Raw genomic sequence first — 24,623 nt, 5'->3', positions numbered from 1 at the left:
ACTCTCTATTCAGTCGTTATTCTAAAGAAAATCATCGTCAGGCGATGTGACCCGCCAGCATTTTCTGCAGGATCTCGACGATACGCGCAGCGAGCTTATCTGGATGGGTTCGCTCGCCTTGATGGCGCTCGACGACGCCCTGACGGCCCTGGTGCGCTCGGATATTGCGGCAGCACAGCGGGTCAAGCAGCTCGAAGCGGAGGTGGACGCGCTCAACCGCACCATCTACGAGCGGTGTCTGGCGCTTATCAACCTGCAGGCACCGGTCGCCCGCGACCTGCGCTACATCACGGCCATCCTCGAAGCGATCGTCGATCTGGAGCGGGTGAGCGATTATGCCGACGATATTGCCGATGTTGCCCTGGCTCTGAGCGGTAAACCGTTGCCGCCCTTTATCGATCAATTTGCGGCGATGGGCGAGCGGACCGCAGAAATGCTGCGCACCGCCCGCGAAAGCTGGGTACACCTCGACCGGCAGACCGGCCTGGGGGTGAGGGCGATGGACGATGCGGTCGATGCCGATTATCTGCGGCTTTTTTCGAACTTGAGTGCTTTGTTGGAGCAGGAGCCACCCCCCGACAGCGCCGTTCCTCTCAATCTGGTGCTGGTGTGCAAATTCCTGGAGCGCATCGCCGATCACGCCGTCAACGTCGCCGAGCAGGCCGCCTTTGCTGCCCCTTAGATCAACCCTTCGCGCACGGCCTTGGCTGCCGCCTGCACCCGATCATCGACGCTCAGTTTGTTGAGGACCATGCGCACGTAGGACTTGACGGTGCCGAGCGACAGGTAGAGCTTGTCGGCAATTTCTTGATTGGATTCACCCTCGGCGATGAGCTTTAAGATCTCGCGCTCGCGGCTACTCAAGGCAGGGCCTTGAAAGCTCGAATGCGCCGCACCCACAGGAGCAGACGGGGCGGCAGCCTGGGCTCCGGGCTTCAGTAACCGCGCCACCTTCTGCGCCACCTGCGGGTCGAGGTAGGCACCGCCTCCCATCAACAGGTCGATGACCGCCATCAACTGGTCCCATTCGACGCTTTTTAGACAATAACCGTCCGCCCCAGCGGCGAGCATTCCGACTACCTGGGTGTCCTCGTCGAAGGCGGTGAGGGCCAGCACCCGCACCTGGGGCCGGGCGCTTTTGATCTGCTGGGTGGCACCGATGCCATCGAGCACCGGCAGATCGATGTCCATCAAGACGATATCCGGTTCGTACTGGGTAGCCATCTCCACTGCCTGCGCACCGTCGGCGGCTTCACCGACGATCTCGAAGCGCTTGATCAAGGCAAACTGGCCCTTGATGCCCCGGCGCATCAGGGCGTGGTCTTCGACCAGCAATACACGGATAACAGAACCCTCTTCGGTCATCTTTCTCCCCCACCTGTTTCGATAGATGCGAATGTCTGCGACGGTTCCAGCGAGCACGGCAAGGTGAACCAGAAGGTGCTGCCGGAACCGGGCGTGCTCTCTACACCGATACTACCGCCATGAAACTGCACAATTTGACGGCACAAGTACAAACCCAGCCCGGCTCCACCCCGGCGGCCCCGGCCCTGGATAAAGCGATGAAAGAGTTTTTCGCGCTCGGAAGCGGCGATGCCGGGTCCGCCGTCGCGAATGCTGACGCGCACCTGCCGATGAGCGGCGCTGACGGCAACTTCGACCTGTCCCCTGGCAGGGCTCACCCGGACAGCGTTCTCCAGCAAATTCTGAATGACTCGACGAATCTCGACCTCGTCGCCGAAGGTGTTGGGCAGGGCCGGCTCAAGGCACTGAACGATTGTCACGGTCGTCGCACTGCTTTTTTTGACCTGGGTGATGACTCGTGCGACGAGGTTTTGCCAGTTAAGGATCTCGGGTACCAGCACCTTGCGCCCGGCCTCGTAGCGCGAGACTTCGAGCAGGTTGTTCACCAGTTTGAGCAGATCCTCGTTGGTCTGCTGGTATTCCCGGAAAATATCCTGCCACTCGGCGCTCACCTGGCCGTAGGCACCGCTGATCAGCGAGTTGAGGGTGGCACGGGCAGCCAGTAGCGGCGTGCGCAGATCGTGCGAGAGGGCAGCGATCAGATCTTCGAGTTGCTGGGCGTGCTCTTCGGCCTGTTGCTGACGAATCTTGAGTTCAAGGGCCATTGAATCGAGGACGCGGGCGAGGGTGCCAATTTCATCGGGTGAGCGATAGCCGATGCGCTGCTCGAGCTTGCCGCTGCGCCAGGAGCGTCCGACTTCGGTCACCGCCACCAGCGGCTGTTCGACCCGGCGGCGCAACAGCCAGCCGTTGAAGCCAATACCGATCAGTATCAGCAGGCTGCCCAGTACGTCGGTGCTCTCCGACAGCCGCACCAGCGACTGGTAGCGGTTGTCCCGTTCGCCCTGCAGGCGCTCTTCCTCCCACTGCAAAGTCGAGACCAGCTGCCGCATCAGTTCAAAGACCGGACGGCTGTCGCGGCGGGTAGGTTTGCCGTCTACCGCCTGCAGGGCAAAGGTGTCGAGCCAGCGCTGGTGCAGCCGATCGATATCGTCGAGCTTTTCGAGTTGCACCGGATTGTCCTGCATCAGGCCACTCAAGATCGTCAGGCTGCTCTCAAAACTCGTCCGGTCCTGCTCAAAATCCGACAGGTTCGCTATCTGTTTAGTGAGCAGATAGTTGCGCAGGTCCGCCTGCTCCTGAAAGGCGACGGCCATCAACCGGTCAGCCTCGCGCTGCACCAGCAGGGTGTGCTTGATCTGCTCGCTGGCGACGCCGCGCAGGTGGCTGAGTTGGGCGTTCAAGAACATGCGCAGGATGACAAATGCTGCAAGCAGCACCAGGCTCAGGTAGAGCGGTGCCAGCAGGCGGGTCTTCAACAGGGTCAGCATCAGGTGTTGCGTCGGAAAAGTGGCTGACTCTCTGCGAAAGTCAGGTGTTTCATAGATAGTACTATTCTTTCTAGTCTATGGACTTTCTTGCCAGAGAACTGTCTCGGAACTTTCGCCCAGCTTGAGGGTGAGATGGCTTTTGAGGGCGTTGATACGATGGTACTCTTCGTTGCGCTGCTCGACGAAGTAATCCGACTCTTCCCAGGCTCCGCGCTGCTCAGCTTCGTCGCACAGCTGATTTAAGTAGGCATAGCGCCGCTCACAGCGATCGAGTTGCAAGGTGGCAAGTCCGGCGCGAATCACCATGCGCGGGCGCATCAGGGCGATGCGGTTGTGCTCGTTGAGCCAGAGCAGTTGTCCCAACCGGCCATTCAATTCTGGATCGCCCGCGTAGAGGGTGCGCAGGGCGACGACGACATCCTCGTCGCTGCCCATCTGCTCGCGCAATTCGAGAATTTTTTGCCAGAGCTGACGGTGGTGGAGCACCGAAAATTCCAGTTCGTTCTCTTCGAGGCCCTGGTGGATGTCTTCGCGGTACTCAGGAAAATGCAGATAAATCTGCAATAGCTGTACCTCCGCCTGGTAGCAGGCAGGCGGGAAAGGCTCGCGCTTTTTGGCCCGCTGGCTGTCACCGCCCCAGCGGTGGGTGCGGATGCGGCGGCGCAACTCGTCTTCGAGCTGGGAGGCGAGCCGACCGTTGCCGCCAGAGAGCCTGCCGGCAATCAGGTGAATGTAGTGGGTGCGGGTGATCGAACCCATCAGGCCCGAGAGCAGTTCGACCAACTGCTGGCTCACCTGCTGCAGCTCGGCGGCAGAAGTCAGATCCCGCCCGGCAAAAAACCGCTCGATCTGCCAATCGACCCACAGCGGTGCTTCACCGGCGAGCCTGAGATACTCCTGGGGCGGATGGGCGCGCAAAAATTCGTCCGGGTCCTTGCCAGTGGGCAAAGTCAAAATCCGCAGCTGCACGCCGGATTTGACCGCGAGCATCCGCAGTTCGCCTATCGCCCGCTCCGCTGCCTTGATGCCCGCCTGATCGCCGTCGAAGTTGAGTACGACCCGCTTTGATTCGCTGTAGCGCAACAGCTGCTTGATCTGATCGGCGCGCAGGGCGGTGCCCAGGGTTGCCACCACCTGGGCAATGCCCGCCTGGTGCAGGGCAATCGCATCGAAGTAGCCCTCGACCACGATCGCTGTATCGGTGCGGCTCACCGCCTCGCGGGCGGCGTGCAGGGCAAAAAGGGTCTGGCCCTTGTCAAACAGTTCGCTCTCGGGCGAGTTGAGGTACTTGGGCTCGTCGTCGCCCATCGCCCGGCCCCCGAAGGCAATCACCTGGCCTTTGCCATCGCAGATCGGGATCATCAGCCGGTGGCGAAAGCGGTCGTAGTAGCCCGATCCGCTGGTGCGCGCCACGATGAGTCCTGCTTCTTCTACCAGGGCGGCGGGAAAGCGCTTTTGCTCGACGAGGTAGGTATAAAGGGTCTGCCAGCCCTGGGGAGCGTAGCCCAGGCGAAAGTCGCGGATGGTCTTTTCTGTCAGGGCGCGCTTGGCAAGCAAGTAGCTCCGTGCCTCGCTGCCCCGCTCGCCCCAGAGGGCATAACTGTAAAACTGTGCCGCCAGTTCGACAATCTCGCCCAACTGCTGGCGCTTAGAAAGACGGCGGGTGTACTCGGCCTTTTGTTCGCCCCCCAGCATCTGGACAGACACGCCGTAGCGGCGGGCCAACTCCAGCACCACCTCCGAGAAGCTGGACTTGTCCAGTTCCATGACGAACTTGAAGACATCGCCCGAAGCACCGCAGCTGAAGCACTTGTAAATTTGCTTGGTGGGCGAGACAAAAAAGCTCGGGTTGCGGTCCTCGTGAAAAGGACACAGCCCCTTGAAGTCGCGCCCGGCCTTGCGCAGGACGACCCGCTCGGAGACGACATCGACCAGTTCCGCCCGCGTGCGGACTTCGTCGATGGTGCGCGGATGCAGCTGCGGGGCGCTCACGAGCCTGCCCAGTATAGAGTGACCAATTCTACCGCAAAAGATGCCGCAAATCGCGGAAGACTCTTGCTGCAGGCAGGAACAGGCGGGCGGTAGAGAGTGATAGCCAATACATCGCCGCGAAAGCAGCTGTGATAACCTGGCTCGCACATTCGCGCCATTCCACCCCAGAATTTCCGTGTATCTCTGGTCGTGCCTTCAAAAATGGCACGGCACTCTCTTCCACGGTACCGAAGAGGACTGCTATGACTTCAAATCTCTCCAGAGTTGCCTGTCGCAACTGCGGCTACGAGTACAACGCCCCAGACCAGTTGCGCTGCGAAATTTGCAACAACCCTTTTAAAGCCAGGCCCGTCCCCATTGCTGACGCCCGAAGCCCGATCACTCTAGGAGTCAGCCTGGCGGTTGCCCTGGCAGTGGCCGGGGGCGGCTACTGGCTCTGGAAACAGCTTTCTCCGGCGGTGGACACAGGCATCTTGCCCGCTGGACCGATCGCTGCCGCCAGTCTGAACCGCACCCCACCCAACGGCGTTCAGATCTACCCGACCATGGGCGATGTACCGGGTGTGCCGGAGGGCTTGTTTACCTACGGAGGCTCGCGGCCCCTCGCTCCCCTGCGCTCACAGGTGGCCCTCGCCCAGTTTCAGAAGGCTTATCCTAAATTTCGCCTGCGCTACACCGAGCCTGTGAGCGGCAGTGGCGATTCTAACTGGGGCACCGAGAAAGTGCTCTCAGGCGAGCTGGCCTTTGCCCAGGCGTCGATGCCTGTCACCGACGCCCAGTACGCAAGAGCCCAAAATCACGGCTTCGTCCTCCAGCAGATCCCGATCGCCTACGACGCCCGCGTTTACTTTGTCCATCCGGCCCTGGGCATCGACAGTCTGAGCGTCGAGCAGGCCCGCGCCATCTTCCGGGGCACGATCACCAACTGGAAGCAAGTCGGCGGCCCGGACCTGGCCATCCGGCCCTTCTTCCCGTCCTACTCCGGCAAGAGTCTCAAGGCCCAGGGGGCCGGTACCAATATGCAGCCGGTGCGCGACTTTACCGCTGCGATCCGCAAGGTGGCCACCACCCCAGGCGGAATCAGCCAGAGCACCGCCGCCCTCGTCGCCGGTCAAAAAAGCGTGCGGCTGCTCGCGATCAGGACCACCTCCGGCGAGCGGATCTCACCGGTCGGCCCCGATGGGAAGGTCAACGCCGCTGCGGTTCGAGACGGCACCTATCCCCTGGCGCTGCGACAGTTCGTCGTCATCCGCCGCGATGGACAGCTAGACGAGCAGGCCGGGCTCGCCTACGTCAACCTGCTGCTTTGCGATGAGGGCCAGAAGCTCATCCAGCAAGCCGGGCTCGTGCCTCTGCGGGTTTTTTAGGTGGACAAGAACTCCTCAATTTGGGACCAGCAACTCGCTCACAGCGACACTCACACCTCCCAGACATGGCAAGGTCATGGTGTTTTCTGTGAGGACGTTTTCACTCTGATAGCCCAAATCTGTTGGTTGAGTGAACACATGCAGTTGCCTCTGTCTGATGTTGACCACCCAGCACTCCTGTATACCGGCTCTGGCATATAGCTTACTTTTGACCTTGCGGTCGAAGTCCAGGCTGCTGTCGGCGACCTCGATAATGAGACGGATCTGGTCCGGCACTGGATGCTGCGCGCTGTAGCGCAGTACTTCTACCACAGCCAGATCCGGTACTGGTTCATCTAGATCGCTGAGATGAACCGGTTTTTCATTGCGAATGAGAAAACGGCCTGCCAGGGCTACCCGCAAATATGCAGCGATCAACTCTACGGTCTCAGCATGCAAAGGGCCCTGCGGACTCATAGTCAAGATCTGTCCATTGATCAGTTCTAAGCGCTCCTCTGGATGCAGGATGCCTAACGCTGCTAATCGATAGTATGCATCGACGCTCCAGAGGTGTTCTCGTTGGGCATGAGCGGTGACAATCCGGCCCCGCTGTCCGTCCCACTGCTCTCCTTGCATCACCATGTCGGCCTCGACCATCCGATAGTACTCGGAGGCGCTAAACAGGCGGGACTGAGATCCTTCCAGATTTTTGATGTCCTGCATAGACGCAAACACGCAGAATACTTATACTCTGCCCCATACACAACTTCTAAAGTCTTGACCGTGACGAGTTGCCTGAGTAGCGCTTCTTCTCTAACTATCTGATTATCAATCAAATAATCCGCTTCTGCCTGCTTGTAAGCATTCTTCTTTGGACTCACCGGTAAGTTCCTGCCGGAGACTGTATAAAAAAACACCCGCCGCACAGGCGGGTGAGAAGGAAGACTCGACGGAGAGCGAAGTCGGACGTTTAGAAGAAACCAAGGGGTTTCGGGTTGTGGCTCACCAACATGTTCTTGGTCTGCTGGTAGTGGTTGAGCATCATCCGGTGGTTCTCGCGACCAACGCCACTGGATTTGTAACCGCCGAAGGCGGCGTGGGCCGGGTAGAGGTGGTAGCAGTTGACCCAGACGCGGCCCGCCTGGATGCCCCGGCCCATGCGGTAGGCGGTGTTGATGTCGCGGGTCCAGACGCCGGCACCGAGGCCGTAGTGGGTGTCGTTGGCGATGCGCAGCGCCTCGTCGGTGTCCTTGAAGGTGGTGACGGCAAGCACGGGACCAAAGATCTCTTCCTGGAAGATGCGCATCTGGTTGGTGCCCTTGAAGACGGTCGGCTTGAAGTAAAAGCCTTCTGCGAACTCGGGCCCGGCGTCGAGCCGTTCGCCGCCGATGAGCACCTGGGCTCCTTCTTCTTTGCCGAGGGCCACGTAGCGGGTAATCTTCTCAAGCTGGGTGCGGGAGACCTGGGCTCCGACCATCGTCGCCGGATCGAGGGGGTTGCCCTGCTTGATCGCCGCCACCCGGCGGATCGCCCGCTCGATAAATTTTTCGTAGATCGACTCTTGAATGAGCGCCCGCGACGGACAGGTGCAGACTTCGCCCTGGTTGAAGGCAAACATCACGAAGCCCTCGACCGCCTTATCCAGAAAGTCGTCGTCGCGCAGCAGAATGTCTTCAAAAAAGACGTTGGGCGACTTGCCCCCCAGTTCGAGGGTGACGGGCACGAGGTTCTGGGAGGCGTACTGCATGATCTGCCGCCCGGTCTCGGTTTCGCCCGTAAAGGCAATCTTGGCGACGCGGCGGCTGGTGGCGAGGGCTCTACCGATCTCAGGGCCGGGGCCGTTGACGACGTTGAGCACGCCCGCCGGCAGCAGATCGCCGATCAGCTCCATCAAGACGAGAATCGAGGCCGGGGTGGGACCAGCGGGCTTGAGCACCACGCAGTTGCCGGTGACGAGGGCCGGGGCGAGTTTCCAGGCGGCCATCAGCAGCGGAAAGTTCCAGGGAATGATCTGGGCCACTACGCCGAGCGGTTCCTGGAAGTGGTAAGCCACCGTGTCGTTGTCGATCTGGCTTATCGCCCCTTCCTGGGCGCGGATGCAGCCTGCGAAGTAACGGAAGTGATCGACGGCCAGGGGAATGTCGGCGGCGGTCGTCTCGCGAATCGGCTTGCCGTTGTCCCAGGTCTCGGCGAGGGCCAGTTTGTGCAGGTTCTGCTCGATGCGGTCGGCAATTTTATTGAGCAGATTCGAGCGCTCGCTCACCGTCGTGCGGCTCCAGCGCTCGAAGGCAGCGTGGGCGGCGTCGAGGGCCAGCTCGATATCTTCGACCGTCGAGCGCGGCACCTGGCAGAGCACCTTGCCGCTGATGGGGGTGATGTTGTCGGTGTATTGCCCTTTGATTGGCGGTACCCATTTGCCGCCGATAAAGTTGTCGTAGCGGGATTTGAAAATCGCTTCACTTCCCGATGTTGCCGGGGTTGCCAGTACCATCGCGATCAACCTCCAAAAACTACCCTACCCAAAATGTATCAGCCGATACGTTCTTTACAACGATCTTCGCGGCCCTTACACAATTCGTATTGGATGTTTGCGGAAGTGTCGCCGGGCTACCAGCAGTGGTTCTGAATGCAGTGTCTCTGGGGAGTGGGCACGTTCATGCCGAAGGGCATCCCCGGTGGGGTGGAGCCGTTGCCGGGCGGTGCGACGATCGGGCTGGTGGGTGTGGCAAGGGGCGGAACGGGCGGATTGGCCTGGGGACCGCCCAGAAAATTGGGGCCGTAGATTGCCCGGTTCAGCTCAAGAAGCGGGTCGGTCGGTGGCTTTTTAGGATCGGCGGGCAGAACGGGCTGAGCGGCGACAAGCCAGCTCAGCAACAGCACGACCAGACGACGAAATGACTGCATCCGAGCCTCGCAGTTTTTCTTACATTGTAGTTAATGATTCTCACACCACCCATGCCCCAGTCGTCCCTGTCGCTTCAGAGTCTCTACCCTCGCCTGCTGGCGGTCACTCCCCGCATCTACTGGCCTTTACTGGTCCTGCAACTGGTGGCCCTGGTTGCCAATTTGGGCGTCAATAGCCTCGCCGACGGTCCAGGGCGCGGGGCAGCGGCAGCCCTGGTCCCCCTCGTCCTCGATCCGATTCTCACCGGCACCAGCCTCGCCTTTGCCTGTCAGGTGCTCACCGCTGCCGTTCCCGATTTTGGGGCGGCGCTCACCAGGGGGGTGCGCACCTGGCCCGTACTCATCGCCACCAGCATTCTTACCGTGCTTGCGGCGATTGCTCCGACGGGCTGGCTGTTTTACTTTGCCTACAGGCGCTTCGAGCAGGCTTTCCAGGGGCACGAAGGGCTGGTGGCGGTGGCTCTGCCCTTCGCCCTGATGATCGTCCTGGCGGTGCCGGGCATCTACCTGGGGGTGCGCCTGTTCGTCACCGTGCCCCTGCACTTTGGCGAATCCCACGGTCCGCTCTCGCCCCTGCCCCGCAGCTGGCAGTTGACGCGGGGGCGCTGGTGGTCGGCGGCGGTCGCGTTTTTGCCCCTTGGGCTGCTCGTCCTTGCGCTCGGTCTACCCCTCAGCCTGCTGGTCGGCCCCACCGGCCTCGCGCCGCTGTTGTTGCCCGGCAATCCGGGTTTGGCTGGGGGTGTACTTGCCCTCAGACTCGTCGGCCCCCTGGGCTGGACGCTCTATATGATCTACTGCCTGGAACTGATTAAATGCAAATCGTAGCGAATGCATCCGACAGGGCCAAAACATTGCTGTATCGGTGATGGGAACACGTTGAACTGAAGCGCGAAGATGTCAAATTTGCCGCAATTTCTGTTTCAAACTTTTGCCCATCCCGATCAGGCTGCCCACGGACGCCAGGTTCACTACACTCCGGCCAGAGATATTGCCGACTGGCTATTACAGGCGAGGGGCGAAGTGCGTACCGCTGAGCTGGTCTACAGCGCCCATCTGGAAGCTTACTTTTATCGTTGCGAGCACCCGGCGGACCGGGCGGTGCAGGAGGAGTTCGGTTTTATTCTCCAGCCCAGCACCGCCCGCTACTGAGAGCCCCCGAGGCCGGGGGGTGCCGGTTACAAGGGCACTACCGGTTGTTGGGCAGCAGCACCCGGTCGATGACGTGGATCACGCCGTTGTCGGCGGCAATATCCGCCTGGGTCACGTTGGCGTCGTTGACGCGCACCTGCTGGCCCTGCTTCTGGATGTTGAGGCTCTGGCCCTCCACCGTCTGCACGTTGCCGCTCTGGATCTCGTTGGAGCGGACCCGGCCCGACACGACATGGTACTTGAGGATGTCGGCGAGTTTGGACTTGTTCTCGGGCCGCAGCAGGTCGTCAAGAGTGCCGGACGGCAGGTTCTGGAAGGCGGTGTCCGTCGGCGCAAAGACGGTGAAAGGTCCACTGCCTTTGAGCGTATCGACCAGGCCAGCGGCGCTGAGCGCCTGAGCGAGGGTCTTAAAGGTGCCTGCCTGTACAGCCGTATCTACGATCGTTGCCATGCGCTTCTCCCTTGAATTTGGTATTGGACGTAACAAAGTTACTCTTCCGGAAGGAAGAGAAAATCGTCCGAAATAAAGAGATTCGAAAGCGATTTGTGTTCTATAGTGCCGAAGATGGTTCCGTCAGTCGGTTCTGCAATTACCGATCTGGCGGAGTTTGGTTCGTGGCGTACAGGCGGACCGAGATTTCTTTGAGCACCCCGAGGGCCTGCAGCGAACCACCGACCAGCCGGGTAGCGGCGAGGGGATCTTTGAGCAGCGCCAGGGCTAAAGGCAAGGGTTGAATGGCACCGTCGGCGATTGTCGCCCCGATGGCAGGCAGATCGTGGTCGCTGCCGTCGCTCACCACCCGCACCATGCCCACCTCGACACCGGCGGCAGCAAGAACCTGCAGGAGCGCGAAGCCCTCCATATCGACCACCTGGGCCTGGTACGCCTCGGCGAGGCGGCGCTTTTCGCGGGCGGCGGTAATCACCCGGTCGCTGGTGAGGGCACCCACCAGCTTTGCTTCGGGCAGGTACGCCTGCAACAGCTGGATCGGCTGCCGGTCGCAGGCCAGGAGCGCTTCCGGCGCGCCCAGCTGCCGGCAGTGGCGGTAGATGACGATGGTTCCTACGGGCAGATAGCGGCTCATACTGCCGCACAGTCCCAGTACCCAGACGCGCTGCCAGCTCCGGTAGGGCAGGGTTTCTAAAAAAGCCCCCGCCGCCAATCCGGCAGGAATAGCGACGATCCGGGCACGAGTCCCACCGCCACCAAAGCCCTGGCGGACAACCTGATACTCAGCTCCCCGTGGCACCAGCACAGCATCGATCGGCACGGATACGCACTCACCGGACAGTTCAACACCAGCCTAGTTCGTGACCGAAGGAGTCGAAGGTCCAGGTGAGCGGTTGTTCGAGGGCGTTCACTCCCCTCAGGTGCAGACTTTCACGGATCGAGCCACCGGTAAGGAGCAGGCAATAATAGTCCCTGGCGTTGGCGGGGCAGGTCGTCTCGGGGGGCATCGCCACCAGTTCTAATAGCTCGTTGGTGCGGCGATGAAACTTGCCGACCAGACGCCATTCCCGCCGGTACTGTTCGGGGCTGATCGTGACGGCAATCTTGCGTTTTTGCGAGAGCATAGCGCCTCCAACGGGCAGTGCCGGTAGCGTGAGAATGGCAGAACTTACAAGAGCAAAAACTCCACCGCAAGAAAGAGTTGCGGGCCGCACTCCTCAGCGATGTCTGGGGGGTAGTTTGCGACATTATAGAGAGCGCGATCCCCATCGGATCAGCTTGCTCACACTCTGTAATAACCCAGGGAACTAGCTGAGGGCTTTTGTGAGGCCAAAGCCGAGCCAGGCCGCTGCCAGACCCCCCAGAACGTTGCCCAGCAGATAGACCATCGCTGGGAGGACACTGCCTTTTTGCAGCAGGTTCAGGCTCTCGACGCTGAAGGTGCTGAAAGTCGTAAATCCGCCGCAGAACCCCGCCCCCAAAAGTAGCCGGGTCCGTGAACCGACGAGCGACAGCACGCCCAGAGCAAAAAGCACGCCCAGAACGAATGAACCTGCAACGTTGATGAGCAATGTTCCTGCCGGAAAAACCGTTCCAAAGCGCTGAACGACGGCTGTTCCTACCCAGTAGCGGGCCAGGCTGCCGAGCCCCCCACCCACCATGACCAGAATCGACTCCAACACGACAGCTTCTCTCCGTGCGACTGTGTGCCAGAGACCGTTGGCCAGAGGGCGGTTCTTCCAGGGGACTGGAAAGGTGGGCCTCACCACCGATTTTCAGGGTAATCGGCAGGCCAATCGCAGTCAACTGTCCGCTGCGGCAACCAGTTGTTCCCCGACTGCGCGCACAAGCGAAATCAACTCGGTAAGATCCGCCTCGCTGGTCTGGGGGTGCAGGATACAGGCGCGCAGCGCGAAGCGGCCCTGCAGTGTGGTGCTGCTTAAAAAAGCCCGGCCACCGGCTTGAATCTGAAGAACGATCTGTCGATTGAGGTTTTCCAGCTGTTCTGGAACATCCTTTAAAGCGGCAGGAACGAAGCGGAAGCAGACGATCGAGAGCTGGACGGGAGCGAGCAGTTCGAGATTTTCTGCCTGCTCGATCAAACGCGCAAGCAAACAGGCGAGGGTGTTGTGGCGAGCAACCGTCGCCGCCAGTCCATCGCGGCCCTTATAAAGCAGCGTCGTCCAGAGCTTGAGGGCCCGAAAGCCGCGCGTCTGCTGAAAGCCGTACTCCGAGAACCAGGGCAGGCCACCAAACCCTTTGCCCTCCTCGGTGCGCAGGTAGGCGGGTACCAGAGCGAACGCATCGCGCAATAACTCACCCTCGCGCACCAGGGCGCAACCACACTCCACCGGCACCGCCAGCCACTTGTGCGGGTCGAGGGCGAGGGAGTGGGCCCGCCCAAGGCCCTGGTAGCACGCCTCGATACGAGTATCGAGGATGCCCACCGCCCCGTAAGCTCCGTCCACATGCAGCCAGAGATTTTCGCTCCCGCAAAAGTCAGCCAGCTGTGAGAGCGGATCGATAGCGCCCGTATTCACCGTTCCGGCGCTCCCGACGACACAGAAAGGCTGATAGCCCGCGCTGCGGTCGCGGGCAACGGCTTCGGCCAGGGCGGGTACCATCAGGCGGTAGCGATCATCCACCGGCACAGTCCGGACCTGACGGTTGCCCAGGCCCAGCAGTTCGGCAGCCTTGCGCAGACAACTGTGGCCTTCCTCAGAGACGTAGAGCACCAGGGGCGGATGATCCGAACTGAGTCCCTGGGAGCGGACATCCCAACCGTTCGTCGTGGCGGCCCAGTGGCGGGCTGCCGCCAGGCAGGTGAGCGAAGCCATCGAGCCACCGCTCACCAGCAGACCGCCGCTCCTGGCAGTGGGGTAACCGACCAGTTCCATCAGCCAGCGCACAGCACAGTGCTCAAGGTAGATAGCGGCGTGATCGCCACCGGCACAACTCGGGTTCATCGTGGCGGCCAACAGTTCCGTCAGGGCGGCCAGGGGCTCCGGGGGCGAGTTGACCCAGCCAAAAAAGCGCGGATGGCCGTTGCCCATCGGGTAAGGGAGCACCGTGTCGGCCAGGCGATCAAGAATGCGATCGGCGGCCAGTCCCGCCTCGGGCAGCGGTTGGTTCAGGAGCGTCTGGCGCGCCTCATCGGGCATCGGCTGAAAGACCGGTCCCCCAGGCAGTCGTTCCAGATAATCGGCGGCCATGTCCACCAGCCGGTAGCCCAAGCGCCGAAATTCTTCAGCCTCCATAGCGCTCACGGAAATAGTGCGCTCACGTCTATGCTGACATCCGGGAAAAGCAGCGGTGAGAGCGCAGCGCCGCTAACCCAGGTAGAGATCTGAGTGTAGGTGTCTCCTGCAGGCTGGCGCAGGAGGTAAACCTGTTTTTGATTCACATTCAGAATCCAGTAATCGGCAACGCCCGCTCGGGCGTAGATCGCTGCTTTTTGGGTCCGGTCGCGGGCGAGCGTCGTGTCGGCAACCTCAACGAGCAAAAAAATATCCGCTGCTGTCGGGTGGCGATCCGCGTACTCTCCCGGATCGCTTTTCACTACGGCAATATCCGGCTCCGGCTCCGAAGCCGGTAGCAGGGTGATGGGCAGTTGCATCCGCAGGAAGGCCCGATCGCCCAGTAGTCTGCTCAGATAGTTAAAGGTGCGCTGGGTTGTGGCGGCGTGGGGCGGGTACTGGGGGCTCATCTGCACGATCTGACCGGCGAGCAGTTCCACCTGATCGTCGCTGGTGAGAATGCCCGCAGCGATCAGGCGGTGGTATTCCTCGATCGTCCAGGGCCGCAATTCGGTAACGTTCATCCGCTTGCCCTGCAGGCTCTCTCCAGAGTAAGCCAACGCTATGCCAGGATGCCTACAATCAAGAAAATACCTGGATTTCAGCCAAAAAGATGATCGAGACCGAGCGGCTGTCCCACCCGGCAGCGATGGAGGCGACAGACCCTGGCGAACCGCTGGACGATATTCGGATTCTGGCGGTCAGCGAAATTCCATCGCCTGCCTCCTTGCGCGAGCGCTGCCAGATAGACGCTGTGGCCCAAAAAACCGTGCGCGCCGGTCGCCGTCAGATTCGCCAGGTGCTCTCCGGTGAGGACCGGCGGCTACTGGTGGTGGTCGGTCCCTGCTCCGTACACGACCCTGAGGCGGCCCGCGAGTACGCCCGGCGGCTTGCCGTTCTGGCGCAAAAGTTCGAGGACGCGCTTTTGATCGCGATGCGCGTCTACTTTGAAAAGCCGCGCACCACCGTCGGCTGGAAGGGGCTCATCAACGATCCCGGCCTCGACAACAGTTGCCGGATCGGCGAAGGTCTAGAGTTGGCTCGGGCACTGCTCCTCGACATTGCCCGGCTGGGGCTGCCCGCCGCCACCGAATTTCTCGATCCGATTACGCCGGAATATATCGTCGATCTGGTGAGCTGGGGAGCAATCGGGGCGCGGACGGTCGAAAGCCAGGTCCACCGGCAGATCGCCTCGGCCCTCTCCTGCCCGGTGGGCTTTAAGAACAACTCCGCCGGGGATGTCGCCGTCGCCATCGAGGCGGTGCTCTCCGCCCGGCGCGGCCACCAGTTTTTGTCCCACACCCGCGAGGGGAGAACCGCGATCATCGTCACCGCCGGCAACCCGGACTGCCACATCATCCTGCGCGGCGGCAAGAATGGCCCCAACTATTTGCCCGCTCAGGTCGATGATGCCTGCCGGGCTCTGGCAAAGGCGGGGCTTACCGAGCGCTTGATGATCGACTGCAGCCACGCCAACAGCGGCAAGGACCACCGCCTGCAGCTGACGGTGGGCGAACAACTGGCCTCCCGCATCGGCGAGGGCGATAGCCGGATCGCCGCCTTGATGATCGAGAGCCACCTCGTTGCCGGGCGGCAGGAACTGGGGGACGGCACCCGCCTCTGCTACGGCCAGAGCATCACCGATGCCTGCATCGGCTGGGAGGAAACCGAGCAGTTGCTGCAACTTCTGTACCGCTCGGCGGGCCGACGGCGCTCAACTGGCGGTTGAGAGTAATCGCTTACTCCTGCTGCGGCCCAGATAGCACCGGAAGCTGAGCTAGTGTGAGGCAGGTGTCACTCAGAACGAATTGCCGTGGTGCTGCCGGTTCTGTTGCTCGCTGGCGCTTTTTTGCTGGGAGGGCTGCCCCTGAGCGGCTGGCTGGTGCGCGCCCTCACAGGTAAGGACCTGCGTCGCCTGGGCACGGGCAACGTCGGCGTCTCAGCGGCGTTTATTCACGCTGGCCGGTGGGTGGGAATCCTCGCGGCTCTAGCTGAAGCGGCGAGGGGCATCGTCGTCGTCTTGATCGCAAGCGGCGTGGCGGGGGAGCCGGATTGGCCGCTTCTGGCGCTCAGCGCCCTGGTGGCGGGCCGCTATTGGCTGGGGCGGGGAGCGGGGGTGACGAACGCTTTTTGGGGACTCCTCGTCTACGCGCCGACGGTCACGTATCTGGTGGGTTTGATCTGGCTGGTGCCTCTGGTGATCTGGCGCGGCAGAAGGGGACGGCGGCGGTCGCAGCTCGCGACACTCATCGCCCTGCCGCTCGTCTTTTACGGGCAGAGCGGCTCGTTGCCGGTAACAGCGGCGGCAGCTCTGCTCGCGCTGTGGTTGGGATATGCGCTGGTGCGGCTGCCGGATGACATGGAGCGCGAACAGTGGAACACAGTGTTGAACCTCGATCAGCCCCTCGATCCCGAGGTGGCAGGTTTTAAGGCGGCGAACCTAGCGCAGCTCAGGCGGGCCGGGGTTTGCGCACCCGCAGGCTGGGTGCTTCCGGCAGGAAAAGCCGCCGAAGCGCTGCTTGCCCTTGTCTTCCCCAGCGCCCAGAGGCCCTGGATCGCCCGCTCCTCGGCCACCGGCGAGGATGGCAGCACTGCTTCTGCCGCCGGTCAATATTTGAGCGTCGCCAATCTGACCACGGCTAAAGAACTCCTGGCGGCGGTCGATCAGGTGCGCGCCAGCCACGACGCACCGGCAGCGGTTCAGTACCGCCGCGATCGGGGGATCGAAAAGAGCGCGATGGCGGTCCTCGTCCAGCCCCAGATTCAGGGGGTGTATTCGGGCGTCGTCTTTACCCGCGACCCGGTAAGCGGCGATGAAGCCCTGGTTGTCGAAGCGGTGGCGGGCGGGGCAGCGGCGGTGGTGGGCGGCCAGATCACCCCCCTGCGGGCCATCGTCGATCGCAGCGACACTGCCGTCCCGACAGGCGAGATTCCAGCGAACGTGCTCGAAGCGCTGAGAGATGTGGCTCTGGCGGTCGAGCGCTGCTTTGCTGGAAAACCCCAGGACATCGAATGGACCTTCGACGGCGAGCGGATCTGGGTTCTCCAGGCGCGGCCCATCACGACCCTGCAGCCGGTCTGGACGCGCACGATCGCCGCCGAAGTCATCCCCGGCACGATCCGACCGCTCACCTGGTCGATCAATCAGCCCCTCACCTGCGGCGTCTGGGGCGAGATCTTCAAAATCGTTCTGGGCGGGCGGGCGCGGGGCATCGACTTCAACCAGACGGCGACGCTCCTGGAGGGCTGGGCCTACTTCAACGCCACGCTGCTTACCGAGATCTTCCAGCGCATGGGCCTGCCGCCGGAGAGCCTCGATTTTCTCTACCGGGGCAGCCGCTTCTCTCGTCCGCCCCTCACGAGTGTGATGGCCAACCTGCCGGGTTTGTTGCGGCTGGCAGGCCGCGATCTGGAGCTTGAGAAAGATTTTCGAGTCATCGATCAAGATGTGCTCGCACCGCTGCTGGCGGGACTGGCGGCAGAAAAGCCGGAGGCGCTCACCCCCGGACAGCTCATCGGGCGCGCCGAGCGGATCGTCGTCGGCCTGCGCCTCGTCACCTACTTCAATATCCTCGCGCCCCTGGGCCTGGCGCTCAGACGAGCGCTGTTGGCGGTACCCGAGGACTGGCTGGGGGAGGAGGCGAGCGCTGAAGTGCAGGCGGTGCGCGAGCTGGGGGAACTGGCGAGCGAAGCGCGCCTGGAGCCGACCGCCTTCGATAGGGACGCAAAGCTCGCTGCCTTCATCGAGCGCTACGGCTACCTGAGCGAGGTGGGCACCGACATTGCCGTTCCCACCTGGCGCGAGCACCCGGAAACTGTCCGCGAACTTTTTATAGCGATGGTGCAGATTCCGCGCCCGCTCGCCGTCCGTTCCCAACCCCGCACCGCTCTCGATCGCCTGCGCCGCCGTCTGGTGCGCCGCCGTGCGCGCACCCGCGCCAGGGTGGCCGAAGGGTACGACCGCTTGCTTGCTCACCTGCGCTGGACTTTCGTCGCCCTCGAAGCGCAGTGGCGCGAGGCGGGTGTGCTGCGGGCAGCGGGCGACATTTTCTTTTTGGGCGAAGAAGAAGTCCGTGCCCTGGTAGATGGGCGACTTGAGGCGAATCCGGCGGCACTGGTGGCTGAGCGCCGGGCTGCCTTCGAGCACCAGCGCCAGCGCCGCGTACCCCAGATCGTCTACGGGATGCAGATGCCGGAGGAAGTCTCACCAACTGTAGAAACTGCCGATAACCTGCGGGGCATCGCCGCGAGCCGGGGCCAGGTAGAAGGCACCGTGCGCGTGCTACATACCTTCAACGCCAGCGCCCGCCTCGATACCCGGACCGTGCTGGTCGTGCCCTACACCGACGCCGGTTGGGCACCGCTACTTGCCCAGGCGTCGGCGATCGTGAGCGAAGTCGGGGGCAAACTCTCCCACGGAGCGATCATCGCCCGCGAGTACGGCCTACCGGCGGTGATGAACGTTGCCGGAGCGACCGTGCGCCTGCGCGACGGACAGCGGGTGCGGGTGGACGGCAGCAGCGGCAGGATAGAAATTCTCGGTTAGATTCCCGTGCCGTGCAAAAAGTCTTCGAGAACCCGCGACTGAATTGAGCAGACGGGGGCGGCGGGAGTGCCGTCCTTGTCGCCGCGCAACTGCTGGATTTCGGTTTCAAGTTCGTCGATACGGCGCACGAGGGTGCGGATAACGTCGGCGAGCGGGTCAGGCACCTGACCGTGGGCGAGCGGGTCGATGCGCTCACCAGCCTGGTAGACGACGCGGCCAGGCACACCGACCACCGTGCAGTCGCTCGGTACCGAGCGCAGGACGACCGAGCCGGCACCGATGCGGGTGTTGTCGCCCACCTCGATGTCGCCCAGCACCTTTGCCCCAGCCCCGACGACGACATCGTTGCCCAGGGTGGGGTGGCGCTTGCCCTTTTGCTTGCCGGTGCCGCCCAGGGTGACGCCCTGGTAGATGAGGGCGTCGCGACCGACGATCGCCGTCTCGCCAATCACCACGCCCATGCCGTGATCGATGAAGATGCCGGGGCCGATCGTGGCACCGGGGTGAATCTCGATGCCGGTGAGCCAGCGGGCCAGGTGCGAGAGCAGGCGGGCCAGCCAGAAAAGTCGTCGCTGGTAGAGTAGATGGGCGACGCGATGGACGGCAATCGCGTGCAATCCTGGATAGCAGGTAACAACTTCAAGCCAGGAACGGGCCGCCGGATCTTTCTCGAAGGCCGCCCGAAAATCGTCCCGGATCGTCGCGCCAAAATGGACCAGAGCTTTGTACACAGCTTCGCCGAGGTAATACCCAGGGTGTACCCTCATCTTAAGCCTTCCAGCCGGGCAAGCAGGCTGGATCTGTGGGTGTGTAAGCGATGATACAGCCAACCGCCGTGTTCGTTCCCTGGCTGCACATGCACCAGCCGCCAATCTGGGTGGGAGAAGGCTCCAGTGCGCGCCTCACCGGCAACCTGGCAAAGATGCTGGCCGGGCCAGAAAATTCTGAGGAGCGCTGGAATGCCGGTTGGTTCGCCCGCGCCTACGTCAATCCGGCGCGCTATGTCCTGAATCTGGCGGAGCGGGGGCTGGCTCCCCGGTTGATGCTCGACTATTCGGGGGTGCTATTGGAGGAGCTGGCCCGCCTCTCAAGCGACGGCACCTTTGCCGGCACCTGGGTGCAGGATGAAGCGCTGGGCGACGTGGTTGGTCTATTGCGCCAGGCACTCACGGATTATCCAGAAGCGATCGAGGTGGCCGGTACCGCCTACAGCCACTGCTACTTTCCGGCCACCCCCGAGCGCGATCACGAAGCGCAGATCCGCGAGTGGCAGCGCGTCTATTCTGAACTGTTCGGCGAAGCGGCACTGGGGCGGGTGCGGGGTTTCTGGCTGCCGGAGATGGGAATGATGGGTGACGGCGAAGGAGCGCTGCGCTTTGTGCGGCTCCTTAAAAAGTGCGGCTACGAGTGGCTCATCTTGCCTGCGGCAGCTCTTGCCCTGCCGACAGACAGTCGCCGCGAGCAACTGGAAAATCAGGTCCACCGCCTGGTGATTGAAGTTGGAGGTGAGCGCGAGGAGATCTGCTGCGTCGTGCGCGACACCGAGATGGGCATCCGGCAGCAGAGCGGTCAGACCGCCGAAGGCTGCATCGACGGTACCCGCCACCGGGGCGAGGCACTGCGCGGCACCGGGGCCAGTCTACCGGCACTGGTGGTGCCCACCTCCGACGGCGAGAACGGCAACGTGATGATGTTTGAGTACTTTTCTCAGGGCTTTGCGCCGCTGTTCGAGCGGCGGGGGGAGTGGCCGGACATCGCCTTTTTGACGGTGAGTGAGTATATCGATCGCTATCTACCGGACGGTCCTACCAGCACAGTGCGCCTAAAGGCGGAGGGCGGCTCCTGGATCGGCGGCCACCAGAGCTGGCAGGCGGGCACCCGCAGGCAGCAGATTCTCGCAGGGGTCGAGCAGTTGAGCTTTGACCTGGCACAGTTGCGCTCGCAAAAATTGCCGCCCGCTCAGGCGCTTGCTGTGGCTGAACGGGCCCTGCTTCTTTGTGAGACCAGTTGTTTTGTGTACTGGGACAGCGATTTTTGGGCCGAGCAAGCGCTTCAATGTCTGCGGTGGGCACGGGCCACCCTGCCTTCGGCTTGAAGGTTTTCACCGGCCAGTGAGACTATAATTGCAAAGCGCATGGACAGGACAAAAACATGAGTCAGCTTTCTAAAAAACAAACCCTGATCGACCGCATTCGCAGCGGTCAGGCCGACACTATCGATTTTGACGGGGCGGATCTGCTGCGGGCGAACCTCGCCGGGGCGAATCTGGCCGGGCTCAATCTGGCCCGCGTCCACCTCGTTCTGGCAGATCTGAGCGGTGCGGATCTCAATGGAACGGATCTTTCCCGCGCCGACCTCATCGGTGCCAACCTCAGCAATGCCGCTCTCAGGGGTGCCCGTTTGCGCGATGCCAACCTCGAAGCGGCCAGCCTGAGCGGGGCGAATCTGGAAGGGGCAGACCTTTCGCGCAGCAACCTGCGCGGGGTGGATTTTGCCCAGAGCAACCTCCGGGGAGCGGATCTTTCTTACGCGGATCTCAGCGGTGCGAATCTGAGCGGTGCAGATCTCAGCGGAGCGGTTCTGCGCGACAGCACGCTCACAGAGGTACAGCTCGAATCGGCGACTCTCTCCGATGCCGACCTCAGCCGGGCTGCCCTGGGCGGAGCCGTTCTCGCCGAGAGCACCCAGGTGCAGGGAGCGGACTTCTACCGCAGCGACATCGATCCCGAACTGGGACAGCGCCTCTTCGAGCGCGGTGCCCTGGGCCTCGATCGTTACCGGCCCGAGCCGGTCCTGGTTGCCTCGGCAGCCCCCGCGCCAGCCGCTTCTGCCAGCGAGCCGGATAACGGCGTTTTTGCCTCCCGGATCGTCGAAGAAGACGAATAGCAGTTCTCAGTCTGCCAGGCTGTCCAGCACAGAGCGCAGGACAGCCTCGGGTACCTCGACACCGATGCTGGCCCGGCCAATCGCCTCCGGCAGCACGAAGCGCACGCGGCCTGTGACCACTTTTTTGTCGGTCTGCATCCGCTCGATGAGAGCGTCGGTGGCAATGTCGCCTGCCCAACGCACCGGCAGGTGGGCTCCAGCGATCAGTGCTTCTTGGCGGGCTGCCTCCGACGCGGACCAGAGGCCCAGGTTCGCCGCCAGACGGCCCGCTGCCACCATGCCGAGGGCAACTCCTTCGCCGTGCAGGTAGCGGCGGTAGTTCGTGACGCTTTCGATGGCGTGGCCGACGGTGTGGCCGTAGTTGAGAATGGCGCGCAGGCCGCCCTCGCGCTCGTCGCGCACCACCACTTCCGCCTTTGTCTGGCAGGAGCGCACGAGGATCCGGGTAAGCTGGGCCGGCTCCAGCCGGTCGAGATCGCTGAGCGTCTCCAGCCAGCGGAACAGTTCCGCATCCCAGATGACGCCGTACTTGATCACCTCGGCCATCGCCGAGCGCCGCTCGCGCCGGGGCAGGGTGGCGAGCACGTCCGGATCGACCAGCACCAGGCTGGGCTGATAAAAAGTACCGATCAGATTCTTGCCCTGCGGGTGGTTGACGCCGGTCTTGCCGCCGATCGCTGCATCGACCATGGCAAGTAGCGTCGTCGGCACCTGAACGACCCGGACGCCCCTAAGCCAGGTGCTGGCGGCAAAACCGGTCATATCGCCGATGACCCCTCCTCCCAGGGCGACGATGATGCTGGAGCGCTCCAGGCGACAGTCGAGGGCAGCCTGGTAGATGCGTTCGACCGTCCGCAAGGTCTTGTAGCGCTCACCGGCGGGCAGAGCCAGACTGGCGCTCTCAAAACCTGCCTGCAGGAGCGAGCGCTGCACCCGTGCGCCGTAGTGCTTCAAGATCGTCGGGTTGCTCACCACCAGCACCCGGTCCGCCTTGCCCAGATCCAGGAGGGCCGCTCCCAGCTGATCGAGCCCGCCCGGTTCGATGCGGATGTCGTAGTGGCTGGAGGGCAGGGCAACCGGAATGCGAATCATCGGAGCAACTTGTAAAATCGCGCACTATTGAGTGTAGCGCTGGCTTTCTAAGTAGACGAAGCTAAATAAGCATCAGGTTTTGGGCTGGAGTGGAGGAATCAGATTTTTGGGAGTCGGTTGTTCTTTTGCTTTTGGGTACTTGCTAAAACCGTCCCCACCCCTCCACACCCCCCCTGCCCCCCGCTCTCCTCCCCTGCCCCGCCGGGCAGAGGAGAAGAGGGGGGGTTCACTGTAACTGGGCTGCCATCGGGCCAAGTGACGTCGGTTTCAGATTTGTCTTATTTTTCTTCTGCAAGGGACGTAGGGCTGCCTTGATCTGACGTTTAATGGCCTTCGTCTACCTAGAAATTATTGCGATGGGTCCAATTCTCAAGCTCGTCACCGAGCGGTTGATCCTCCGCGCCTGGCGGGAGAGCGATCTTGCGCCTTTTGCTGACCTCAACGCCGATCCGCAGGTCATGGAGTACCTGCCGGGTCGCCTCGATCGGCAGGCGAGCGACGCTATGGCCGGGCGCATCCGCGAGCAATTTGCCCAGCGGGGCTTTGGTCTCTGGGCAGTCGAGGTGCCGGGTAGAGCCGATTTTATTGGTTACGTCGGCCTCTCGGTGCCGCGATTTAGCGCCCCCTTCACCCCCTGCGTCGAAGTGGGCTGGCGGCTCGCCTTCGATTACTGGGGCCAGGGCTACGCCACCGAAGCGGCCAGAGCCGCCCTCGCCTGTGGGTTCGAGCGATTGGGCCTTTCTGAAATTGTCTCCTTCACCGTACCGGCCAATCGTCGCTCGCGGCGCGTGATGGAGCGGTTGGGCATGAACCATTCAGAAGCGGACGACTTCGATCATCCGCTGTTACCATCAGGCCATCCCCTCCGACGCCATGTGCTCTATCGGCTGTCATGTTCAGACTACTGCCGGAAGGCGCTCGGGAAACAGTAGACATCCGGCCCCGGCTTGCTCGGGGTCGGAGTGGCAGTGTAGCCGCTGGGCGGATCGATGAGCAATCCCTCGTCGGAGCGGCTGACGACCTCCGGGCGATCTGCCAGGTTGGTCGTTGTGACGATGGGCTTGCTCAGACTCGTACTTTTGGCCCGCTGCATCTTTTCAGCGTCGGTGAGATTGTTGTAGTTGAGCGGGTCGGTGATGTCGGGACTGGTGAGCGCCCGGCACTTTTCTGGAAATTGCACCTGATTGGGGTCGATCTCGGGACCGGACTTGCCCGGTTCGCCTGTCTGGGCAAAGAGGGCAGTCGGTGCAGCAGCAAGCAGCGCTGCGGTCGCCAGGGCAGCCAGTACACTTTTCATTGCTTGGGCCTCCCATTGTCTGTTTCTAAGATGGCCGATGCGAGTGGAAACAGCCATTCTTTCTTTAGATAGAGACTGGGGGAGGATCCGGTCGGTTCAGCCTGGAGTGATGGACAGGCGCACCTCGAAGCTGGTACAACCGGGAACGGAGTGAACGCGAATGTCTCCCTTGACAAGGGATAACGGTAGCTACGATCATGTAGCTACTCTGGTGTAGGGGATGTTTTTGGCGTGGACCTGGGACAATGAGAAGAACCGAACCAATAAGTGCGATCACGGCTTAAGTTTTGAAAGTGCACAGTATGTTTTCCGCGATCTTTTGGCGGTGAGTCGCCCTGATCCATACCCACACGAGGAGCGCTGGCAGACCATTGGCATGATCGGCAACATGACTATTTTCGTCGTGCATACCTGGCCGGACCCTGATCCGGATACTGGTGAAGAGACAGGCAGAATCATTAGTGCCCGCGAGGCAACTCCTTATGAGCGGAGGGCTTATGAAGAAGGAACACTCTAACCCTGTGCCGCCAGAAGTACAGGCGGAGATCGATGCCCTGGCGGCAGCGGACAGACCTATCCGCACCGATCTCATCCCAGAGGCGACTGGAGACTGGAGCGCTGCCCGGCGCGGCTTGTTTTATCGCCCGATCAAGCAGCAGATTACGCTGCGGCTCGACGCCGATCTGATCGACTGGTTCAAACGCAACCATCTTCAAGGTGAGGGCTACCAGACCAGCATCAACCGGGCGCTGCGGGAATATATCGCCCAGCATCAGCTGTAAGACTCCCTGAAAGCCTACAGGCAAAAC

Annotated in this window: 26 protein-coding genes; 11 read left to right on the top strand and 15 right to left on the bottom strand. The window is 62.1% G+C overall.

Annotation, left to right across the window (positions count from 1 at the left end):
* The first annotated feature begins 46 nt into the window (after positions 1 to 46).
* Positions 47 to 682, top strand: coding sequence for a phosphate signaling complex protein PhoU (gene phoU, locus GKIL_RS14565; protein ID WP_023174462.1), 636 nt, complete (start codon positions 47 to 49; stop codon positions 680 to 682).
* On the opposite strand, the gene GKIL_RS14560 is transcribed toward phoU, so the two are convergent.
* The 3 genes from GKIL_RS14560 to dnaG form a co-directional block, all read right to left on the bottom strand.
* Positions 679 to 1,365 carry a response regulator gene (locus tag GKIL_RS14560; RefSeq protein ID WP_023174460.1) on the bottom strand — a complete coding sequence of 229 codons (687 nt, stop codon included), beginning with the start codon at positions 1,363 to 1,365 and terminating at the stop codon, positions 679 to 681. The two genes, phoU and GKIL_RS14560, sit on opposite strands and share 4 nt — an antisense overlap.
* Positions 1,362 to 2,855, bottom strand: a complete 1,494-nt coding sequence (locus GKIL_RS14555) for a sensor histidine kinase (protein ID WP_023174459.1) — start codon at positions 2,853 to 2,855, stop codon at positions 1,362 to 1,364. Before GKIL_RS14555 ends, GKIL_RS14560 begins: the two co-directional genes overlap by 4 nt.
* Positions 2,856 to 2,930: 75 nt before the next feature.
* Positions 2,931 to 4,847, bottom strand: coding sequence for a DNA primase (dnaG, locus tag GKIL_RS14550; RefSeq protein WP_023174457.1), 1,917 nt, complete (start codon positions 4,845 to 4,847; stop codon positions 2,931 to 2,933).
* Between the two features lie 242 nt (positions 4,848 to 5,089).
* Between dnaG and GKIL_RS14545 the strand changes: the two genes are divergently transcribed.
* A complete protein-coding gene (locus tag GKIL_RS14545; RefSeq protein WP_023174455.1) occupies positions 5,090 to 6,214 on the top strand; it encodes a PstS family phosphate ABC transporter substrate-binding protein in 1,125 nt (374 codons plus the stop codon).
* Between the two features lie 15 nt (positions 6,215 to 6,229).
* Here GKIL_RS14545 and GKIL_RS14540 read toward each other — a convergent pair whose 3' ends face one another.
* The 3 genes from GKIL_RS14540 to GKIL_RS14530 all read right to left on the bottom strand — a co-directional run bounded on the left by GKIL_RS14540 (position 6,230) and on the right by GKIL_RS14530 (position 9,097).
* Positions 6,230 to 6,916 carry a Uma2 family endonuclease gene (locus tag GKIL_RS14540; protein ID WP_023174454.1) on the bottom strand — a complete coding sequence of 229 codons (687 nt, stop codon included), beginning with the start codon at positions 6,914 to 6,916 and terminating at the stop codon, positions 6,230 to 6,232.
* Between the two features lie 247 nt (positions 6,917 to 7,163).
* The gene (gene exaC, locus GKIL_RS14535) at positions 7,164 to 8,684 is read right to left on the bottom strand and encodes an acetaldehyde dehydrogenase ExaC (RefSeq protein ID WP_023174453.1); all 1,521 of its coding nucleotides are present in this window, start codon (positions 8,682 to 8,684) and stop codon (positions 7,164 to 7,166) included.
* A gap of 116 nt (positions 8,685 to 8,800) precedes the next feature.
* Positions 8,801 to 9,097, bottom strand: a complete 297-nt coding sequence (locus GKIL_RS14530; RefSeq protein WP_023174452.1) for a hypothetical protein — start codon at positions 9,095 to 9,097, stop codon at positions 8,801 to 8,803.
* Between the two features lie 51 nt (positions 9,098 to 9,148).
* Here GKIL_RS14530 and GKIL_RS14525 point away from each other — a divergent pair, with 51 nt between their 5' ends.
* Positions 9,149 to 9,922 (top strand): hypothetical protein, encoded by a 774-nt coding sequence (locus tag GKIL_RS14525; protein WP_023174450.1) that lies wholly within the window; start codon positions 9,149 to 9,151, stop codon positions 9,920 to 9,922.
* A gap of 69 nt (positions 9,923 to 9,991) precedes the next feature.
* Positions 9,992 to 10,246, top strand: coding sequence for a hypothetical protein (locus GKIL_RS14520; RefSeq protein WP_023174449.1), 255 nt, complete (start codon positions 9,992 to 9,994; stop codon positions 10,244 to 10,246).
* 37 nt (positions 10,247 to 10,283) lie between these two features.
* Here the strand turns inward: GKIL_RS14520 and GKIL_RS14515 are convergent, their stop codons facing one another.
* The 6 genes from GKIL_RS14515 to GKIL_RS14490 all read right to left on the bottom strand — a co-directional run bounded on the left by GKIL_RS14515 (position 10,284) and on the right by GKIL_RS14490 (position 14,517).
* Positions 10,284 to 10,733, bottom strand: coding sequence for a fasciclin domain-containing protein (locus tag GKIL_RS14515; RefSeq protein WP_420841367.1), 450 nt, complete (start codon positions 10,731 to 10,733; stop codon positions 10,284 to 10,286).
* A gap of 103 nt (positions 10,734 to 10,836) precedes the next feature.
* Positions 10,837 to 11,517 carry a 5'-methylthioadenosine/S-adenosylhomocysteine nucleosidase family protein gene (locus GKIL_RS14510; RefSeq protein ID WP_023174447.1) on the bottom strand — a complete coding sequence of 227 codons (681 nt, stop codon included), beginning with the start codon at positions 11,515 to 11,517 and terminating at the stop codon, positions 10,837 to 10,839.
* Between the two features lie 22 nt (positions 11,518 to 11,539).
* Positions 11,540 to 11,821, bottom strand: a complete 282-nt coding sequence (locus tag GKIL_RS14505) for a hypothetical protein (RefSeq protein WP_023174446.1) — start codon at positions 11,819 to 11,821, stop codon at positions 11,540 to 11,542.
* A 183-nt stretch (positions 11,822 to 12,004) separates the two neighbouring features.
* Entirely contained in the window at positions 12,005 to 12,379 is a 375-nt protein-coding gene (gene crcB / locus GKIL_RS14500) for a fluoride efflux transporter CrcB (RefSeq protein ID WP_051382829.1), read from the bottom strand.
* A 120-nt stretch (positions 12,380 to 12,499) separates the two neighbouring features.
* On the bottom strand, positions 12,500 to 13,954 hold the full coding sequence (locus tag GKIL_RS14495; RefSeq protein WP_023174443.1) for a pyridoxal phosphate-dependent decarboxylase family protein: 1,455 nt from the start codon (positions 13,952 to 13,954) through the stop codon (positions 12,500 to 12,502).
* Positions 13,955 to 13,959: 5 nt separating this feature from the next.
* Complete coding sequence (locus GKIL_RS14490) at positions 13,960 to 14,517, bottom strand: Uma2 family endonuclease (protein WP_023174441.1); 558 nt, start codon at positions 14,515 to 14,517, stop codon at positions 13,960 to 13,962.
* An 89-nt stretch (positions 14,518 to 14,606) separates the two neighbouring features.
* Here GKIL_RS14490 and GKIL_RS14485 point away from each other — a divergent pair, with 89 nt between their 5' ends.
* Complete coding sequence (locus tag GKIL_RS14485; RefSeq protein WP_023174440.1) at positions 14,607 to 15,722, top strand: 3-deoxy-7-phosphoheptulonate synthase; 1,116 nt, start codon at positions 14,607 to 14,609, stop codon at positions 15,720 to 15,722.
* 84 nt (positions 15,723 to 15,806) lie between these two features.
* Positions 15,807 to 18,539 (top strand): glycerol-3-phosphate acyltransferase, encoded by a 2,733-nt coding sequence (locus GKIL_RS14480; RefSeq protein ID WP_023174439.1) that lies wholly within the window; start codon positions 15,807 to 15,809, stop codon positions 18,537 to 18,539.
* On the opposite strand, the gene cysE is transcribed toward GKIL_RS14480, so the two are convergent.
* Entirely contained in the window at positions 18,536 to 19,306 is a 771-nt protein-coding gene (gene cysE, locus GKIL_RS14475; RefSeq protein ID WP_023174438.1) for a serine O-acetyltransferase, read from the bottom strand. The two genes, GKIL_RS14480 and cysE, sit on opposite strands and share 4 nt — an antisense overlap.
* A 50-nt stretch (positions 19,307 to 19,356) precedes the next feature.
* Here cysE and GKIL_RS14470 point away from each other — a divergent pair, with 50 nt between their 5' ends.
* Together GKIL_RS14470 and GKIL_RS14465 are read left to right on the top strand one after the other, a co-directional pair.
* Complete coding sequence (locus GKIL_RS14470) at positions 19,357 to 20,634, top strand: polysaccharide deacetylase family protein (protein ID WP_023174437.1); 1,278 nt, start codon at positions 19,357 to 19,359, stop codon at positions 20,632 to 20,634.
* Between the two features lie 56 nt (positions 20,635 to 20,690).
* Positions 20,691 to 21,425 carry a pentapeptide repeat-containing protein gene (locus GKIL_RS14465; RefSeq protein WP_023174436.1) on the top strand — a complete coding sequence of 245 codons (735 nt, stop codon included), beginning with the start codon at positions 20,691 to 20,693 and terminating at the stop codon, positions 21,423 to 21,425.
* Between the two features lie 6 nt (positions 21,426 to 21,431).
* Here the strand turns inward: GKIL_RS14465 and aroB are convergent, their stop codons facing one another.
* Positions 21,432 to 22,517: a 3-dehydroquinate synthase gene (gene aroB / locus GKIL_RS14460; protein WP_023174435.1), complete on the bottom strand. Its 1,086-nt coding sequence runs from the start codon at positions 22,515 to 22,517 to the stop codon at positions 21,432 to 21,434.
* Between the two features lie 356 nt (positions 22,518 to 22,873).
* On the opposite strand from aroB, the gene GKIL_RS14455 reads away from it, so the two are divergent.
* On the top strand, positions 22,874 to 23,449 hold the full coding sequence (locus tag GKIL_RS14455) for a GNAT family N-acetyltransferase (protein ID WP_041244806.1): 576 nt from the start codon (positions 22,874 to 22,876) through the stop codon (positions 23,447 to 23,449).
* Here GKIL_RS14455 and GKIL_RS14450 read toward each other — a convergent pair.
* Entirely contained in the window at positions 23,419 to 23,814 is a 396-nt protein-coding gene (locus tag GKIL_RS14450; RefSeq protein ID WP_023174433.1) for a hypothetical protein, read from the bottom strand. The genes GKIL_RS14455 and GKIL_RS14450 overlap by 31 nt on opposite strands.
* Before the next feature lie 226 nt (positions 23,815 to 24,040).
* Here GKIL_RS14450 and GKIL_RS14445 point away from each other — a divergent pair, with 226 nt between their 5' ends.
* The gene (locus GKIL_RS14445) at positions 24,041 to 24,331 is read left to right on the top strand and encodes a BrnT family toxin (RefSeq protein WP_041244805.1); all 291 of its coding nucleotides are present in this window, start codon (positions 24,041 to 24,043) and stop codon (positions 24,329 to 24,331) included.
* Positions 24,312 to 24,596 (top strand): BrnA antitoxin family protein, encoded by a 285-nt coding sequence (locus GKIL_RS14440; protein WP_023174431.1) that lies wholly within the window; start codon positions 24,312 to 24,314, stop codon positions 24,594 to 24,596. Before GKIL_RS14445 ends, GKIL_RS14440 begins: the two co-directional genes overlap by 20 nt.
* The last annotated feature ends 27 nt before the right edge of the window (positions 24,597 to 24,623 follow it).

This window comes from Gloeobacter kilaueensis JS1, assembly GCF_000484535.1.
In the GTDB taxonomy this organism is placed as follows: Bacteria; Cyanobacteriota; Cyanobacteriia; order Gloeobacterales; family Gloeobacteraceae; genus Gloeobacter; species Gloeobacter kilaueensis.
This window is presented reverse-complemented; position numbering and strand designations above follow the sequence as displayed.